Below are 15,527 nucleotides of genomic sequence, written 5' to 3'. Positions count from 1 at the left end.
CAGGAGATTTCCATGTCCAGGAATATTGGTGTCATCGGCTTGGGCGCGATGGGCTATGGCGTAGCGCAGTCGCTGCTGCGCGCCGGCTTCAAGGTCCATGCGTTCGATCTGCGCGATGAAGTGCTGCGCCGCTTTGCCGACGCCGGCGGCGTGCCCTGCGGCAGCCCGGCCGAACTGGGCGAGCGCTGCGACGTGGTGATCACGCTGGTGGTCAACGCCGCGCAGACCGAATCGGTGCTGTTCGGCGAACAGGGTGCCGTGCCGGCCATGGCCGCCGGCAAGCTCGTGATTGCCAGCGCTACCGTGCCGCCCGGCTTTGCCGAAGCGCTGGGCAAGCGCCTGGCCGAAAAGGACCTGCTGCTGATCGACGCGCCGGTCTCGGGCGGCGCCGCCCGCGCCGCCACTGGCGAAATGACGATGATGACGTCCGGCCCGGCCGAAGCCTACGCGCTGGCCGAAGACGTGCTGGGCGCCATCGCCGGCAAGGTCTACCGCCTGGGCGATGCCCACGGCGCGGGCTCGAAGGTCAAGATCATCAACCAGCTGCTGGCTGGCGTGCATATCGCCGCCGCGGCCGAAGCCATGGCCCTGGGCCTGCGCGAAGGCGTGGACCCGGACGCGCTCTACGACGTCATCACGCACAGCGCCGGCAATTCGTGGATGTTTGAAAACCGCGTGCCGCACATCCTGGCGGGCGACTACACGCCGCTGTCGGCCGTCGACATCTTCGTCAAGGACCTGGGCATGGTGCTCGACACCGCGCGCACCAGCAAATTTCCGCTGCCGCTGTCGGCTGCCGCGCACCAGATGTTCATGATGGCATCCACCGCCGGCCATGGCGGCGAGGACGATTCGGCCGTCATCAAGATCTTCCCGGGCATCGAACTGCCGGCCGGCAAGACGAAGGAGTAAGGCGATGACGACCGACCGCCCGAATCACCCAAATCGTGCGAATGGCCCGCTATTGGGCTGCATCGCCGACGATTTCACCGGCGCCACCGACCTGGCCAACACGCTGGTGCGCAACGGCATGCGCACCGTTCAGACGATCGGCGTGCCCACGTCGGCCGTGGAAGCCGACGCCATCGTCGTCGCGTTGAAGTCGCGCACGATTCCGGCAGCCGACGCGGTGGCACAGTCGCTGGCTGCACTGGCCTGGCTGCGCGAACAGGGCTGCCGCCAGTTCGTGTTCAAGTACTGCTCGACGTTCGATTCCACCGAGGCCGGCAATATCGGCCCGGTGGCCGAGGCCCTGCTCGACGCGCTGGGCAGCGATTTCACGATCGCCTGCCCGGCCTTCCCCGAGAACGGCCGCACGATCTTCCGGGGTCACCTGTTCGTGGCCGATGCCCTGCTCAACGAATCGGGCATGGAGCATCATCCGCTGACGCCGATGACCGATGCCAACCTGGTGCGCGTGCTGCAGCGCCAGAGCCAGGCCAAGGTGGGGCTGCTGCGTTATGACACCGTGAGCAAGGGTGCCGATGCCGTGCGCACCCGCATCGACGCGCTGCGCGCCGAAGGCGTAAAGCTGGCGATTGCCGATGCGATCTCCGACGCCAACCTGTTCGCGCTGGGCGAAGGCTGCGCGGCGCTGCCGCTGATTACCGGCGGCTCGGGCATCGCGCTGGGCCTGCCGGAGAATTTCCGCCGGGCCGGATTGCTGCCGGCGCGCACCGACGCGGCCGACGTGCCCGCCGTCAACGGCCATGGCGTGGTGCTGGCAGGCAGCGCATCGCGCGCCACGAACGGCCAGGTGGCGCACTGGATTGCCCAGAAGCGCCCCGCCCTGCGGATCGACCCGCTGCGCCTGGCGCGTGGCGAGGCCGTGGCCGACGAGGCCCTGGCCTTCGCACGCGACCATGACGAACCGGTGCTGATCTACGCCACCGCGCAACCCGAGCAGGTCAAGGCCGTGCAGGCCGAACTGGGCGTGGCACGCGCTGGCGAACTGGTGGAGCACGCGCTGGCCTGCATCGCCGCCACCCTGAAGGCACGCGGCACGCGCCGCTTTGTGGTGGCCGGCGGCGAAACGTCGGGCGCCGTGGTGCAGGCGCTGGGCGTGCAGTCGCTGCGCATCGGCCGCCAGATTGCACCGGGCGTGCCGGCCGCGGTCACGCTGGACGCCGAACCGCTGGCGCTGGCCCTGAAATCGGGCAACTTCGGCGCGGAGAACTTCTTCGACGAAGCGCTGCAGGCGTTGGGAGCCGCGCGATGAGCCAGCACGAAAGCGCACTGCGCGAAGAGATCTGCCGCGTCGGCGCCAGCCTGTTCCAGCGCGGCTACACGGTCGGCACGGCCGGCAATATCAGCGCGCGCCTGGAAGACGGCTGGCTGATCACGCCCACCGATGCCTGCCTGGGCACGCTCGATCCGGCCAAGGTGGCCAAGGTGGCCACCGACGGCACATGGGTGTCGGGCGACAAGCCGTCGAAGACGCTGGCCCTGCACCGCTGTGTCTACGACAACAACCCGAACGCCCACGGCGTGGTGCACACCCATTCGACCCACCTGGTGGCCCTGACGCTGGCCGGCGTCTGGCAGCCCGACGACGTGCTGCCGCCGATCACGCCGTACTACGTGATGAAGGTCGGCCATATCCCGCTGATTCCGTACCACCGCCCCGGCGATCCGGCCGTGGCCGCCCGCGTGGCGCAACTGGCCAACGAGGTGCGCGGCGTGCTGCTGGCACGCCTGGGCCCGGTGGTGTGGGAAGACAGCGTGTCGCGCGCCGCCTGGGCGCTGGAGGAGCTGGAAGAAACCGCGAAGCTCTGGATGATGCTCGGAGACAAGCCGGCCCCGCTCGATGAAGCCGCGCTGGCGGAACTGCGCGACACGTTCAAGGCGAGGTGGTGAACCTGTAATACCTACCGGCTGATTGTTTCTCCCCTCTCCCGCCTGGCGGGAGGGGGGCCGGGGGAGAGGGCCAGCGCATCCCCCAGGCGACGCCACAAAACAAACGCCCCTGCCCTCTCCCCAACCCTCCCCCGCCGTGCGGGAGAGGGGGCAAACCGGCTGAATTTTCAATACACGTGGAGACTGACCAAAAATGACCGCATCCAACCCCGCGGTGGGGACCCCTGCCGCCGACGCACGGCTGAACGCCGACGCCGCCACCGAAAAGAGCGCCTACAACAAGGTGTTCTGGCGCATCATGCCGTTCCTGATGCTGTGCTACGTGATCGCCTACCTCGATCGCGTCAACGTGGGCTTCGCCAAGCTGCAGATGGCGCAGGACCTGCAGTTCTCCGAGACCGTGTTCGGTCTGGGCGCCGGCCTGTTCTTCATCGGCTACTTCCTGTTCGAGGTGCCCAGCAACCTGCTGATGCACCGCATCGGCGCGCGCATCTGGATTGCGCGGATCATGATCACGTGGGGCATCATCTCGGCCGCGTTCGTGTTCGTGCAGACGCCCACGCAGTTCTATGCCATGCGTTTCCTGCTGGGCCTGGCCGAGGCGGGCTTCTATCCGGGCGTGATCCTGTACCTGACGTACTGGTATCCGTCGCACCGCCGCGCCAAGATGATCGCGCTGTTCATGTCGGGCATTCCGGTGGCCGGCATGTTCGGCAACCCGCTGTCGGGCTGGATCATGGACGCGTTCCACGACACCCACGGCTGGGCCGGCTGGCAATGGATGTTCTTCATCGAGGCGCTGCCCGCGTTTGCCATCGGCATCGTGACGATCTTCGTGCTGCGCGACGGCATCGACAAGGCGCCGTGGCTCAGCAATGACGAAAAGCGCGTGCTCAAGCGCAATATCGAAGAGGACGAGCGCGCCGCATCGGCCGCCGCCGCAGCCAACGGTCAGCGCGACATGCATTCGCTGGGCGCCGTGTTCAGCGACCGCCGCGTCTGGTGGATGTGCCTGATCTACTTCTGTTTCGTGACCGGCCAGTACGCGCTGACGTTCTGGATGCCGACGCTGGTCAAGGCCAGCGGCGTGACCGGCAACCTCAACATCGGCCTGCTTTCCGCCATCCCGTTCGTCTGCGCGATCGTCGTCATGAACATCCTGGGCCACAGCGCCGACGCCCGTCGCGAACGCCGCTGGCACCTGATCGTGCCGGCACTGATGGGCGCCACGGGCTTTGCGATTGCGGCGTCGTTCACCCACAATACGACCGTGGCCATCGCCGCGCTGTCGCTGGCCGCCGCCGGCGTGCTGACCTGCGCACCGCTGTTCTGGTCGCTGCCGACGTCGTTCCTGAGCGGCATTGCCGCCGCATCGGGCATCGCCGTGGTCAACTCGGTGGGCAACCTGGCAGGCTTTGTGTCGCCGTACATGGTCGGCGCGCTCAAGGACCTGACACAGAGCACGCAATTGCCGATGTATGTGCTGTCGGCCATCCTGATCGTGGGCGCCCTGCTGGTGTGGCTGACCCCGGCCAAGCTGGTCAACCGCTGATCGAATCTGAATTTCCAGGAGACCTGACATGCCGCGCTTTGCCGCGAACCTCTCGATGATGTACACGGAACACGACTTCCTGGACCGCTTTGCCGCAGCGGCAAAGGACGGCTTCCAGGCCGTGGAGTACCTGTTCCCATACGACCATCCGGCCGCCGAGATCCGCCAGCGGCTGGACGCGCATGGCCTGACCCAGGCCCTGTTCAACGCGCCGCCGGGCGACTGGGCCGCCGGCGAGCGTGGCATCGCCGCGCTGCCCGGCCGCGAGACCGAGTTCCGCAATGCGTTTGCCAAGGCGCTGGAATACGCGGCCGTGATCGGCAACGACCGGGTGCACGTGATGGCTGGCCTCGTGCCGGCCGACGCCGACCGCGCCCGCTGCCGCGCCGTCTATCTGGAAAACCTGGCCTACGCCGCAGCGTCGGCGGCTGCGCACGGTATCACGGTGCTGATCGAGCCGATCAACACGCGCGACATGCCGGGCTACTTCCTGAATCGCCAGGACGACGGCCAGGCCATCTGCCAGCAGGTGGGCGCCGCCAACCTGAAGGTGCAGTTCGACTGCTACCACTGCCAGATCGTGGAAGGCGACATCGCGAAGAAGCTGGAGCGCGACTTTGCCGGAATCGGCCATATCCAGATTGCCGGCGTGCCCGAACGGCACGAGCCGGACATCGGCGAGCTGAACTACCCGTACCTGTTCGACGCGATCGACCGGCTCGGCTACACGGGCTGGATCGGCTGCGAGTACCGCCCGCGCGCCGGCACGTCCGAGGGCCTGGGCTGGCTCAAGCCGTACCTGAAGCGTTGATCCTCCGCAAACCCACCGGATTGTTGCAACCATGAACGTACTGATTACCGGCGGCGCCGGTTTCCTGGGCCTGCAACTGGCCCGCCTGCTGCTCAAGCGCGGCACGCTGAACCTGGACGGCCGCGCCGTCACGATCGACAAGCTCACGCTGCTCGACGTGGTGGCGCCGCAGATCGACGATGCGCGCGTGCGCGTGGTGACCGGCGACCTGTCCGATCCGGCCGTGCTCGCGCAGGCCATCGACCGCGACACCGGCGCCATCTTTCACCTGGCCGCCGTGGTCAGCGGGCAGGCCGAGGCCGATTTCGACCTAGGCATGCGCGTGAACCTGGACGCCTCGCGGGCGCTGCTGGAAAAGTGCCGCCAGGTCGGCCACGTGCCGCGCGTGGTGTTCACAAGCTCGGTTGCCGTCTATGGCGGCAAGCTGCCGCCCGTGGTGCAGGACGATACCGCGCTGAATCCGCAGTCTTCGTACGGCGCGCAGAAGGCCATCGGCGAACTGCTGCTGTCCGACTACAGCCGCAAGGGTTTCGTGGATGGCCGCGTGCTGCGCCTGCCGACGATCAGCGTGCGGCCGGGCAAGCCCAATGCCGCCGCGTCGTCGTTCGCCAGCGGCATCATCCGCGAACCGTTGTCGGGCGTGGCCGCCAACTGCCCGGTGCACCCGGACACCGCGCTGTGGCTGCTGTCCCCGCGCGGCGCGATCCAGGCGCTGGTCAATGGCATCGAACTGGACGGCGCCCGCTTCGGCAATCGCCGCGTGGTGAACCTGCCGGGGCTGTCGGTGACGGCGGCGCAGATGGTGGACGCCCTGCGCCGCGTGGCCGGCGATGCGGTGGCCAACCGCGTGACCTGGGAGCGTGAGGAGCGCGTCGAGAAGATCGTCGGCACCTGGCCGGCCGCGTGGGACCCTTCCCGCGCGCTGGAACTGGGATTTGTCAGCGACGCCGACTTCGATTCGGTGATCCGCGCCTACGCGGAGGATGCGGGCCTGACGCTCTGAACCGGTTGCGCCGCGCGACATCGGTGTATGGCCGATGTCGCGCGGTCACTGCCGGTGGCTCGGCCGGCTGCGCCAGTTATTGCGCCGGCAGCAGCGATTCAAGTTCGCCCATCCCCGCCTTGACCGGGCTGGCGGGAAGCGTGGCGCCAGCCGGCATCCTGCGGGTGACCGGTTCGGGTACCAGCAGCGCATCGAGTTCGCTCATCTTCACCTGACCGGCAGTGGCGGGCGGCACGACATCGCCATCGCGCCTTGCCGGCGCCTTCGCGGCGTTGCCCGAGGGAGCAGCCGACTGTGCCGACGAGGTTGCCGCAGCCGGACGCTTGTCGGCCGGCGCCGGGGCTGCCGCAACGGCGGGCGACTGGGATGCGGCCTTGGGTGCCGTAGGCGTGCCGGGCGCCGCCTGCGCCAGTCGATTGTTCGATCCGATGGCGATCTGCGTACAGCCTCGCAGCAGTTGGTCCTGCTTCAGGCTGTTGGTCAGTTCGATGGCGAATACCTGGGCGCGCTCCTCGATCGGAATCAGCGTGCCGCCGCGGCCAAAATCGAACTTTCCGCGCCAGACGACGCGGCTTTCGCGCATGTCCTGCAGCGTCGTCGCGTAGTGAACGGAGACCCGGCGCCCTTCCGGCATCATGATGACGCCACCACCGTGGCTGATGCTGAGGATCGTATCCGCGCCAAATTCTGCAGCGCGAACCAGCATGCCGCGCTCTTCCAGTTCCAGTCCCGTGTAGGACTCGAATTCCACCGTCGTGCCGCACCGTGCGGCGATCTCGCGAAACTTGTCGCGAAAGGCGGTGACAAAATCCTGGCCCCAGGCCAGGTTGGTCAGATAGATGACGTAGAGCCGGCCGGGCTTGGCCACGTAGTCGCGTGCGCGATTGGTGGAGCTGACAGTGGCCGGCGCGCAGGCCGTCAACGCAACGGTCAGGGCGAGCGACGCCACCCCCAGCGCACGGCGCAAGATACGGTTCATGATGCGTCGGCTCCCGTCAGTTCAGCTGCTGTACTGCCTGCTCGGCATCCGGATACGTCAGCGCGTATTCGCGCGACACCGACTTCAACGTGAACTTGCCCGCGTTGTCATAGAGCTCGTAGCAGCTTGTCATGGCGATAAAACGCGGGTTGTTCATCGTCAGGCAGACCTGGTCGGAATCCTCTGCAACGGTGAAGCTGCCGTCCGAGTACGCATTGCCGCGCGTCCACACGTGCTTGACCCCCATCTTGCCGCCCCCGTCGAAGTCGAACGTGTATTGCACGTCGGACGGATCGCGGCCAAAGAAATGGGTATGCGTGCGATAGTGCTCGCGAATCTCGGCGCCATTGAGCTTGCGGCCCAGTTGCGGCCCCCGGGCAGCCAGGGTGCCAGCCGTCGCCACAGCCGCAGCGGTGGCGGCATTGCGTGCCGCCACTTCAGCGCGATAGTTCGCAACCGCGACGGCCGAGCGTGCCGGCACTTCGGCAATCCACGTCGACGGAATCGCAAAGTTGACGTTCTGCGCCTCGCGCAGCGTCATGTACGGGACGCCAATCAGCCGGCCGTCGGTATCGAACAGCCCGCCGCCACTGGAGCCGGGCGAAACCGGCACGCTAATCTGAATCTGTGTCAGTTCGCCCGTTTCGTTGCGATGCAGCGAGGCAATGAGGCCATCGCTGAGGGTCAGCTCCAGGCCTCGGGGCGCGCCAATGGCATAGACACGCTGGCCGACACGAATCGACGAAATCGGCGCAATGGGCACCACGGGCGCGTTGATGCCAGGTGCCACCAGGATGCACAAGTCGCGCTCGGGATCGGCATGGCGCAGGGTGGCCGGCAACGTCTTGCCCGTATGCACGACCGATACCGACTTGGCATTGCGCAGCACGTGGCAATTGGTGGTCAGTTCGTCCTTGCCCGTGGCGACGGCGCTGCCTACGCCCGTCTGCTTCTTTTGGCCATCGAATACCTTGACAACCCAGATGCTGGGCGCCCGCCGATCATAGAGATCGGCCGCGTCCATCGCATGTGCGGCAGTCGCGAGCGTGGCACTCGCCAAGGCCATGACAACACAGCGCGACGCCAGGCGCCGCCCCCAGAAATTGGCCATATGCTTGACCTTCCCCGTCGATATTTTTGTCGTTTGCGGAACGCGCCCGGACACGCTCGCCAGATCGCAACTGGCGGCGCCCCTTTTGCAGCCGGCATGGTCTGCACGGCGCAATGCGCATCGCATTTTACCGAGCCGGATGCAAAGTCTGCGTCCGGCGGCCCGCAACATCGCGTCGGTGAGCGCGCCAGTCCCGGTATCGGGGCATAAATGTCGCCCACCAGCAACACCCCGCTTTCAGGGGGCGCCCGACGCAACCCCGTGTCGATCGATCAGGCAGCCGGCTTGACCACCTCCCAGGCGTCGATCGTCTCGCGCACCTGCGCGGGGATCGGCGCGGACTTCTGCGTCTTCGGGTCCGCGCACACGTAGACAATCTCGCCGGTAATCAGGTGTTCGTCGCCGCGATACATCTCCACGCGGAACAGCATGCTGGAGCGCCCCAGCCGCGCCATGCGGCCGCGGATGTCCAGCATGTCGTCGAAACGCGCCGATGCGTGGTACTCCAGCGTGGACTTGACCACGAAGATGTCCACGCCATGCGCGTGCAGGACGTCTTCGGGGTAGCGGATGCCCACCGCGCGCCAGTATTCGGTCACGCAGATGTCGCAGTAGGTCAGATAGTGGGCGTTGAAGACGATCGACTGCGGATCGACTTCGGCCCAGCGCACGCGCAGCGGCATGCTGTGGCGGAAATCCTCTTTGGCCATCGGACTGGCGCTCCCAATGAAAAACGGGGCGCTCCGTGGAACGCCCCGTCCGGTGACAGGCTTATTGCGGCTTGTTCAGTCCCAGCTTCTCGATGATCGCGCGCTCGCGCTTGACCGTGTCCGCCGCAAACGCCGCGTACTGGGTGGTGCTCATGTAGTACGGCTCCATGTCGAACTTGGCCAGCGATTCGCGGTAGTTCGGCATCTCCATGGCCTGCTTGAACGCGTCATGCAGCTTCTTGACGATGGCCGGATCGGTGCCCTTGGGCGCCACCAGGCCGAACGGCGAGGTCTGCACGATACCCATGCCCAGTTCCTTCAGCGTCGGCACGTTCGGGAAGCGCGCCGAGCGCTTGTCGCCCCAGGTGGACAGCAGGCGCAGCTTGCCCGATTCCACGTACTGGGCCCAGGCCGGCGTGTCGGCCACCGACATCACGTGGCCGCCCAGCAGCGCCTGCATCGATTCCGAATTGCCCTTGTACGGGATGTGCGAGAACTGCACACCCTGGCGCATGGCCAGATCTTCCATGGTCAGGTGCAGCGTGGTCATCGACCCCGGCGAACCGTAGGTCAGCTTGCCCGGATTGGCCTTGGCGTAGGCGATGTAGTCCTGCATCGTCTTGATCGGCGAATCGGCGGGCACCACCAGGCCAAACGAATAGCCGGCCAGGTTGATGATGTAGCTCAGGTCCTTGACCGGGTCCCAGTTGATCTTGGTGGTGTACGGCAGGCGGTACACGGGCATGGCCACCTGGGCCAGCGTGTAGCCGTCCGGCGCCGTCGACTGCATCAGTTGGGCGGGCAGTACGCCGCCGGCACCGGGCTTGTTCTCGACGATCACGGGCTGGCCCAGGATCTTCGAGGCGTTGTCCGCCAGCACGCGGAAAGGAATGTCCGTGGAACCCCCGGCGGTGTAGCCAATGATCAGGCGAATCGGGCGATTCGGGAATTTGTCCGCCTGGGCGTGTGCCGGCATGGCGGCCAGTCCAACTGCGGCCGAAGCGGCGATCAGGCCCACCTGGGCCATAAAGTGGCGGCGTTGCATGAGTGTTGTCTCCTTCTGCTGCAAAAAATGCACTGTTGCGACTTCGATAAACCGTGAAACAGTTGCGGGCCCGCCCCGGTTGTTATGGGTAGGGTCAGGCCGAAATTCGTTGATGGTCGACTTGATGGCCTATCTCTGGAACGCCTCCTGCAAGGCCGCGATGGCGTCGGCATGGGCGCCGGCCACCGCATGGATAAAGCGTCCCATCTTGAAGAAATCGTGAATCATCGTCGGGTAGTCGGCCAGCGCGGCCACTACACCCGCCGCCTGGAGCTTGGCTGCGTAGGCCACGCCTTCGTCGTGCAGCGGATCGTAGCCGGCCACGGCAATCCAGGCCGGGCATACGCCCCGGACGTCGGCCCCCTGCCCGCCACCGTCGAGCGGCGCAAAGCGCCAGTCGTCGCGGCTGGCATCCTGGTCCAGGTACTGGCCAAAGAACCACTGGATCATGTCGGCTGTCAGCAGGTAGCCGTCGGCCAGCGCGTGGTGCGACGGGGTGTCCTGACGCGCGCTGGTGCCCGGATAGATCAGCATCTGCAGCACCGGTTTCAGGCCGGTATCACGCGCCTCGACAGCACACGCCGCCGCCAGCGTGCCGCCCGCGCTGTCGCCGCCCACGGCGATCCGGGCGGGATCGGCGCCAAGCCGGGCCGCTTCGTCGAACACCCAATGGAGGACATCGAAGGCGTCGTTGGCGGCGGTCGGGAATTTCCAGACGGGGCCGAGCCGATAGTCGACCGACAGCACCAGGCAATCGGCGCCGTTGCAGAACACCCGGCACAGCGCGTCATGGGAGTTGATGCTGCCGACGGTGAACCCGCCGCCGTGGAAGTAGACCAGCAGCGACAACGGATCGGCCCAGCTGGCTTCGCGCGGCGCATAGAGTCGCACGGGAATGGCGTGGCCATCGCGGGCCGTGACCGCGAAATCCTCGACGCTGTGTACCGCTGCCGGCGACAGGTCCAGGATCGGCGCGCTTTTTTCGTAGCCGATCTTGGCGTCCGCCGGGTCCATCGTATGGATGGCCGGACGCTTGGCCCGCGCAATCAGTTCCAGCAGCTGCGCGACCTGGGGGTCGAGCGGCTGGGCGGGCAAGCCGGGAACGGACGGAGAAAGCTGAGCGGACATAAGGACAGTCGAAATCGGACAATCGGCCATGTTAGACCGATACCGACCGGGGGCACACCAGGATCACAGGTTCACAAAATGACAAATTGTGAACGGTCGTTCGATTTCCGTATCATGCCAGCCTTTCCGGCATGCAGCATTACGAAATAACCCTCAAGACAACGCTTGAAGCACCTTTTGCGCGATCACCGGCCATGCTTGCGATGCTGCCGGGCGCACGTTCGGCGCCTATGCTTGTAGGGCGTGCAACGCCAGCACGGCACCCCTATTAATCAGGAGACACCATGACAGGCGAACACTTGCAGGTTGTGCATGGGGATATCACCCGGATGGAAGTCGATGCGATCGTCAACGCGGCCAATAGCGGGCTGCTAGGCGGAGGCGGCGTGGACGGCGCCATTCACGGCGCGGGCGGGCCGGCCATCGGGGCCGCATGCCGGGCGATTCGCGACGCCCAGGGGGGCTGTCCGACTGGCGAGGCAGTGATTACCACGGGCGGGCTGTTGCCGGCCCCTTATGTCATCCATGCCGTGGGGCCAGTCTGGCAGGGCGGCGCGCAGAACGAAGAAGGTCTGCTGGCCGGCGCCTACCGCAACAGCATCCGGCTGGCAGGGGACCATAACCTGCGCACGGTGGCGTTTCCGAACATCAGCACGGGCATCTACGGTTTCCCGCGCGAGCGGGCCGTCGACATCGCCATCGCGGCGGTGCGCGAGGCATTGGGCCGCGCCCCGTCGATCGAGCAGGTGACCTTCGTCTGCTTCGACGACGAGAACTTCAAGCTGTATCGCGAACGGCTTAAATAATGGGCGGCGCGCTGGCGACACCCGCCGCCAGCGCCCTGCTTCCCTTGCCGCGAGCCGTCACGGCAGCGCGCTGCGGATCAGCAGGTTGATCCGCTCGGGCTGCTCGTGGATGACCCAGTGCGTGCCTTCGGGAATGCGCTCCAGGCGCAGGTCCGGGACGAAGTCTTCGAGCCCGTCGACCAGCGACTTGGGCAGCGCGCGGTCGTTTTCGCCCCAGATCACCAGCGTTGGCACCCGGATCACGAACATCGCGGGGTCCAGCCGCGAGATGTCGGGCGCGGTCTCGCCCGGCGCCGGCGGATGCATCGGCGTGGCCCGGTAGTAGTTGACGCCACCGGTCAGCGGGTGCGAATCCTCATCGCCCGGCGCCGACCATGCCGCGTGGTACTTCGCGCGGGTCTCGCCCGCGAACCAGGCCGGCACGGCGCCCGCATCGCCCGTCAGCATCTTCTCCAGCAAGGCAAAGTCGTTGGCCGCCAGCGCCTGCTCCGAACCGGGCTTGCGCAGCCAGTTCATGTAGGCCGACGCCTGCTGCTGCGCCGGGTCGGCCGACAGCGCCCGGGCGAACAGGTACGGATGCGGCGAGTTGATGATGACAAAGCGCTCGACCAGCTCCGGAAACTGCGCCACCAGGTTCCAGCAGACCGCCCCGCCCCAGTCGTGCGCCACGATCGTGCAGCGCTCGTAACCCAGCACCCGGATCAGCTGCACCAGGTCTTCAACCAGCAGCTTCGGCTTGTAGGCGTCCGGCGACGCCGGCTTGCTCGACAAATTGAAGCCGCGCAGATCGGGCGCCACCGCAAAGTGGGTCTGGCCGAATTCCGCCAGTTGGCGCTCCCACGCGTACCAGAACTCGGGAAAGCCGTGCACGAACAGAATCAGCGGCTTGCCCTGCTCGCCCGCACTGCCGTAATGCAGCCGCGTGCCGTTGGGCAGGTTGGCGAACTGCAAATGATGAATCACGGCGGGTGCGGTCATCGTTGTCTCCCTGGCCATTTCTGCCATCACAGGTCTCCCGATCGACGATGCAAGAAAGTGGCCAGGTCAGCCGCGCAGCGCGGCAACCAGACCGGCACGGACTTCGGGCTTGTCGCCGAACGGATCGCCAGGATTGCGCTGGTTGACGATGTCCTCCATGCGGTGCTGCACCGTGGCCAGGGCCTGCGGGTGGGAATAAATATAGAAGCTTTCGTCGCGAATGGCGTCGAACGTCATCTGTGCCACGTCCGCCGCCGTGACCTTGCCCGAATTGACCGCCTTGTCCGACAGCGCCTGCGACACCATCTGCGAGCGCGTGGGCGGTGCATCGTTGGCCAGCCCGGCAGGCCGGTTGCGCTGCGACTGGCTGATGCCGGTCGGCACGAAGTATGGGCACAGTACCGAGCAGCGCACCTGTTCGGTGACCAGGCTCAGGTCCTGGTAAAGCGTTTCGGAGAGCGACACCACCGCGTGCTTGGACACGTTGTAGACGCCCATCGCCGGCGGGTTCAGCAGGCCCGCCATCGACGCCGTGTTGACGATATGGCCCTGGAAGCCCGGGTCCTTCTTCGCGGCTTCCAGCATCAGCGGCGTGAAGATGCGCACGCCGTGGATCACGCCGTACAGGTTGACGCCCAGCACCCACTCCCAGTCTTTCTCGGAGTTTTCCCACAGCAGGCCGCCCGCGCCGACGCCGGCGTTGTTAAAGACCAGATTGACCTCGCCGAAGGCCGTCATGGCCGCATCGGCCAATGCCTGAACCTGTTCGGCTTTCGATACATCCGTGCGCAGCCCGATGACCTGGGCCCCTTGCGCCTTGAACTCAGCCACGGCGGCGTCGAGCGCGTCTTCCTGGACATCGGCCAGCACGAGCTTCATACCCATCTGGGCACCAATCCGCGCAAACTCCTTGCCGAATCCCGATGCGCCGCCAGTGATGACGGCGACCTTGCCTTCAAACTGCTTCATGGGTGTCTCCTCCGTTTTCGGATTCTTGTCGGTTTGCTCCCGTCTCCCACAAGTGGGAGACGGGAAAACACAGCACAATCAGCGACTCAACCTGCGGCCTGGACGTGGTAGCCCTGGCGCGGGAAATGCACGTTGACCGCGCCCGCACGCGGGTCCTGCCGGCGAATCGTGACCACGTGCTCGGTCAGCGTCAGCAGCACGCCGGCCACCGGATCCCTGGCGTAGTCGCTAGGGGTGACGGTCACTGCGTCACCGGCCGAGAAGCCGGCGCCAGGCAGGATGGTCGTGTCGTGTGGCAGCGGGTCGTGATCGCAGGCATCGGCAATGGCTGACTCGGCAGGAATCACGCGCAGCTTGCCGTGGCCATACGCCTGCATGCGCGCGAACCACGTCTTGACCAGCGGATACCCGTCGAGCAATGCCGCCAGCGCCGGGGCGCGCCGGATAAACCAGATGCAGTGAAACAGCGAGAAATCGGCGATCGACAGTTCCGGGCCGGCCACATGCTGCAAGCCGGTGGAAAGCTGCTCCTGCAGCCGCGCGAAGGTCTCGTGCAGCATCGCCGCCGCCTCGGGCAACGGCATGCGCAGCGCGTTGGAGTCGCCGCGCATGGCCTTGCGGTCGGCCATGAAGGCCTGGATCTGTCCGGGCGACAGATGCGACAGCATCGCCTGCACCCCGGCCGGCTGCATCGCGTAAGTCACCGTGGCCGTAAACAGCGCGCTGTCAATCCAGGCGGCCATGATGCGCGACTGCGCGGCCTGGGCCGTCGGATACAGCGGCGGATTGGGCGTCATGCGGTCCAGCACCGCGCAGATCAGCGCCGTATCGCAATAGATATCGGCGCCAATCTGCATGACCGGCGTGCGGCGGTAGCCGCCGGTCAGCGCCGTGACATCGGGCTTGGGCATGATCGGCGGAATTTCCACCGCGCACCAGGACAAGCCCTTGGCGCCCAGCACAAGCCGTACTTTCTCGGAAAACGGCGATGTTGCGTATTGATGAAGGATGATGTCTGGCATCTTGGCCTTTCAGGAATGAGATCCGGGAGATCGACTCCTTCTTAATCGAGCAGATCCGGCTGTTCTTTAACGATACGTGCGTATAACGGCTGGAACTGGAACCAGCCGGCCTGCGCCGTACCGACGATCGAATAGGCCTGGCGGGCCGCCGCATCGCCAATCAGCTTCGGTGCCTGGCCCGTCCGGGCCGCTGCGGACTCCGCCAGAATCTGCACCTGGCACGACCGCTCCATCGTGATAAACCACCAGGCGGCCTCGTCCACGGTCTTGCCCACCGTCAGCAGGCCATGGTTCTGCAGGATGGCCGCCTTGTTCGGGCCCAGCGCGTTGGCGATGCGCTGGCCTTCGTCCAGTTCGACCACCACGCCGCCGAAGTCGTCGTACAACGCATGGTCGTTGTAGAACGCGCAGACATCCTGCGTCAGCGGATCAAGCGTGCGCCCCAGCGTCCGTCATTCCCGAATGGCATAAGCGATATGCCATTCTGCCAGCTACCTGCGCATTTCGGAATGAGTGACATTGGGACCCTCACTACGACTTCAGGAGTCACCGATGTT

The 15,527-nt window shown here is 66.1% G+C and carries 15 protein-coding genes and 1 pseudogene; 7 read left to right on the top strand and 9 right to left on the bottom strand.

Annotated elements, in window-relative coordinates; genetic code table 11:
* Positions 1 to 12 precede the first annotated feature (12 nt).
* From ltnD to denD, 6 genes are all read left to right on the top strand, one after another.
* Entirely contained in the window at positions 13 to 912 is a 900-nt protein-coding gene (gene ltnD, locus CYJ10_RS25760) for an L-threonate dehydrogenase (RefSeq protein WP_101684288.1), read from the top strand.
* Between the two features lie 4 nt (positions 913 to 916).
* The gene (gene otnK / locus CYJ10_RS25755; protein WP_101684287.1) at positions 917 to 2,218 is read left to right on the top strand and encodes a 3-oxo-tetronate kinase; all 1,302 of its coding nucleotides are present in this window, start codon (positions 917 to 919) and stop codon (positions 2,216 to 2,218) included.
* On the top strand, positions 2,215 to 2,856 hold the full coding sequence (gene otnC / locus CYJ10_RS25750) for a 3-oxo-tetronate 4-phosphate decarboxylase (protein WP_101684286.1): 642 nt from the start codon (positions 2,215 to 2,217) through the stop codon (positions 2,854 to 2,856). The genes otnK and otnC overlap by 4 nt, the downstream gene beginning before the upstream one ends.
* A gap of 193 nt (positions 2,857 to 3,049) precedes the next feature.
* Complete coding sequence (locus CYJ10_RS25745) at positions 3,050 to 4,408, top strand: MFS transporter (RefSeq protein WP_101684285.1); 1,359 nt, start codon at positions 3,050 to 3,052, stop codon at positions 4,406 to 4,408.
* Between the two features lie 28 nt (positions 4,409 to 4,436).
* Positions 4,437 to 5,219 (top strand): 2-oxo-tetronate isomerase, encoded by a 783-nt coding sequence (gene otnI / locus CYJ10_RS25740; RefSeq protein ID WP_101684284.1) that lies wholly within the window; start codon positions 4,437 to 4,439, stop codon positions 5,217 to 5,219.
* A gap of 31 nt (positions 5,220 to 5,250) precedes the next feature.
* Positions 5,251 to 6,222 (top strand): D-erythronate dehydrogenase, encoded by a 972-nt coding sequence (denD, locus tag CYJ10_RS25735; RefSeq protein WP_101684283.1) that lies wholly within the window; start codon positions 5,251 to 5,253, stop codon positions 6,220 to 6,222.
* A 76-nt stretch (positions 6,223 to 6,298) separates the two neighbouring features.
* On the opposite strand, the gene CYJ10_RS25730 is transcribed toward denD, so the two are convergent.
* From CYJ10_RS25730 to CYJ10_RS25710, 5 genes are all read right to left on the bottom strand, one after another.
* Positions 6,299 to 7,201, bottom strand: coding sequence for a hypothetical protein (locus CYJ10_RS25730; protein WP_101684282.1), 903 nt, complete (start codon positions 7,199 to 7,201; stop codon positions 6,299 to 6,301).
* 16 nt (positions 7,202 to 7,217) lie between these two features.
* Positions 7,218 to 8,312, bottom strand: a complete 1,095-nt coding sequence (locus CYJ10_RS25725; protein WP_180863059.1) for a S1C family serine protease — start codon at positions 8,310 to 8,312, stop codon at positions 7,218 to 7,220.
* Positions 8,313 to 8,584: 272 nt separating this feature from the next.
* Positions 8,585 to 9,022: a YbgC/FadM family acyl-CoA thioesterase gene (locus CYJ10_RS25720; RefSeq protein ID WP_066738038.1), complete on the bottom strand. Its 438-nt coding sequence runs from the start codon at positions 9,020 to 9,022 to the stop codon at positions 8,585 to 8,587.
* Between the two features lie 61 nt (positions 9,023 to 9,083).
* Entirely contained in the window at positions 9,084 to 10,067 is a 984-nt protein-coding gene (locus tag CYJ10_RS25715) for a tripartite tricarboxylate transporter substrate binding protein (protein WP_101684280.1), read from the bottom strand.
* A gap of 129 nt (positions 10,068 to 10,196) precedes the next feature.
* Positions 10,197 to 11,195 carry an alpha/beta hydrolase gene (locus CYJ10_RS25710; protein ID WP_257993534.1) on the bottom strand — a complete coding sequence of 333 codons (999 nt, stop codon included), beginning with the start codon at positions 11,193 to 11,195 and terminating at the stop codon, positions 10,197 to 10,199.
* 284 nt (positions 11,196 to 11,479) lie between these two features.
* On the opposite strand from CYJ10_RS25710, the gene CYJ10_RS25705 reads away from it, so the two are divergent.
* On the top strand, positions 11,480 to 12,001 hold the full coding sequence (locus CYJ10_RS25705; protein ID WP_101684278.1) for an O-acetyl-ADP-ribose deacetylase: 522 nt from the start codon (positions 11,480 to 11,482) through the stop codon (positions 11,999 to 12,001).
* A 57-nt stretch (positions 12,002 to 12,058) separates the two neighbouring features.
* Here the strand turns inward: CYJ10_RS25705 and CYJ10_RS25700 are convergent, their stop codons facing one another.
* The 4 genes and pseudogenes from CYJ10_RS25700 to CYJ10_RS25685 all read right to left on the bottom strand — a co-directional run.
* Positions 12,059 to 12,979: an alpha/beta fold hydrolase gene (locus CYJ10_RS25700; RefSeq protein ID WP_101684277.1), complete on the bottom strand. Its 921-nt coding sequence runs from the start codon at positions 12,977 to 12,979 to the stop codon at positions 12,059 to 12,061.
* Positions 12,980 to 13,045: 66 nt separating this feature from the next.
* Entirely contained in the window at positions 13,046 to 13,948 is a 903-nt protein-coding gene (locus tag CYJ10_RS25695) for an SDR family oxidoreductase (RefSeq protein ID WP_101684276.1), read from the bottom strand.
* A gap of 86 nt (positions 13,949 to 14,034) precedes the next feature.
* A complete protein-coding gene (locus CYJ10_RS25690; protein WP_101684275.1) occupies positions 14,035 to 14,970 on the bottom strand; it encodes a glutathione S-transferase family protein in 936 nt (311 codons plus the stop codon).
* Between the two features lie 41 nt (positions 14,971 to 15,011).
* Positions 15,012 to 15,419, bottom strand: a pseudogene (locus CYJ10_RS25685) (class II aldolase/adducin family protein); the annotation flags it as partial.
* Positions 15,420 to 15,527 lie beyond the last annotated feature (108 nt).

It is taken from the genome of Cupriavidus pauculus (assembly GCF_002858765.1).
Lineage (GTDB): Bacteria > Pseudomonadota > Gammaproteobacteria > Burkholderiales > Burkholderiaceae > Cupriavidus > Cupriavidus pauculus_B.
The sequence above is the reverse complement of the archived record's forward strand: the minus strand, read 5'-3'. Positions and strand labels throughout refer to the sequence as shown.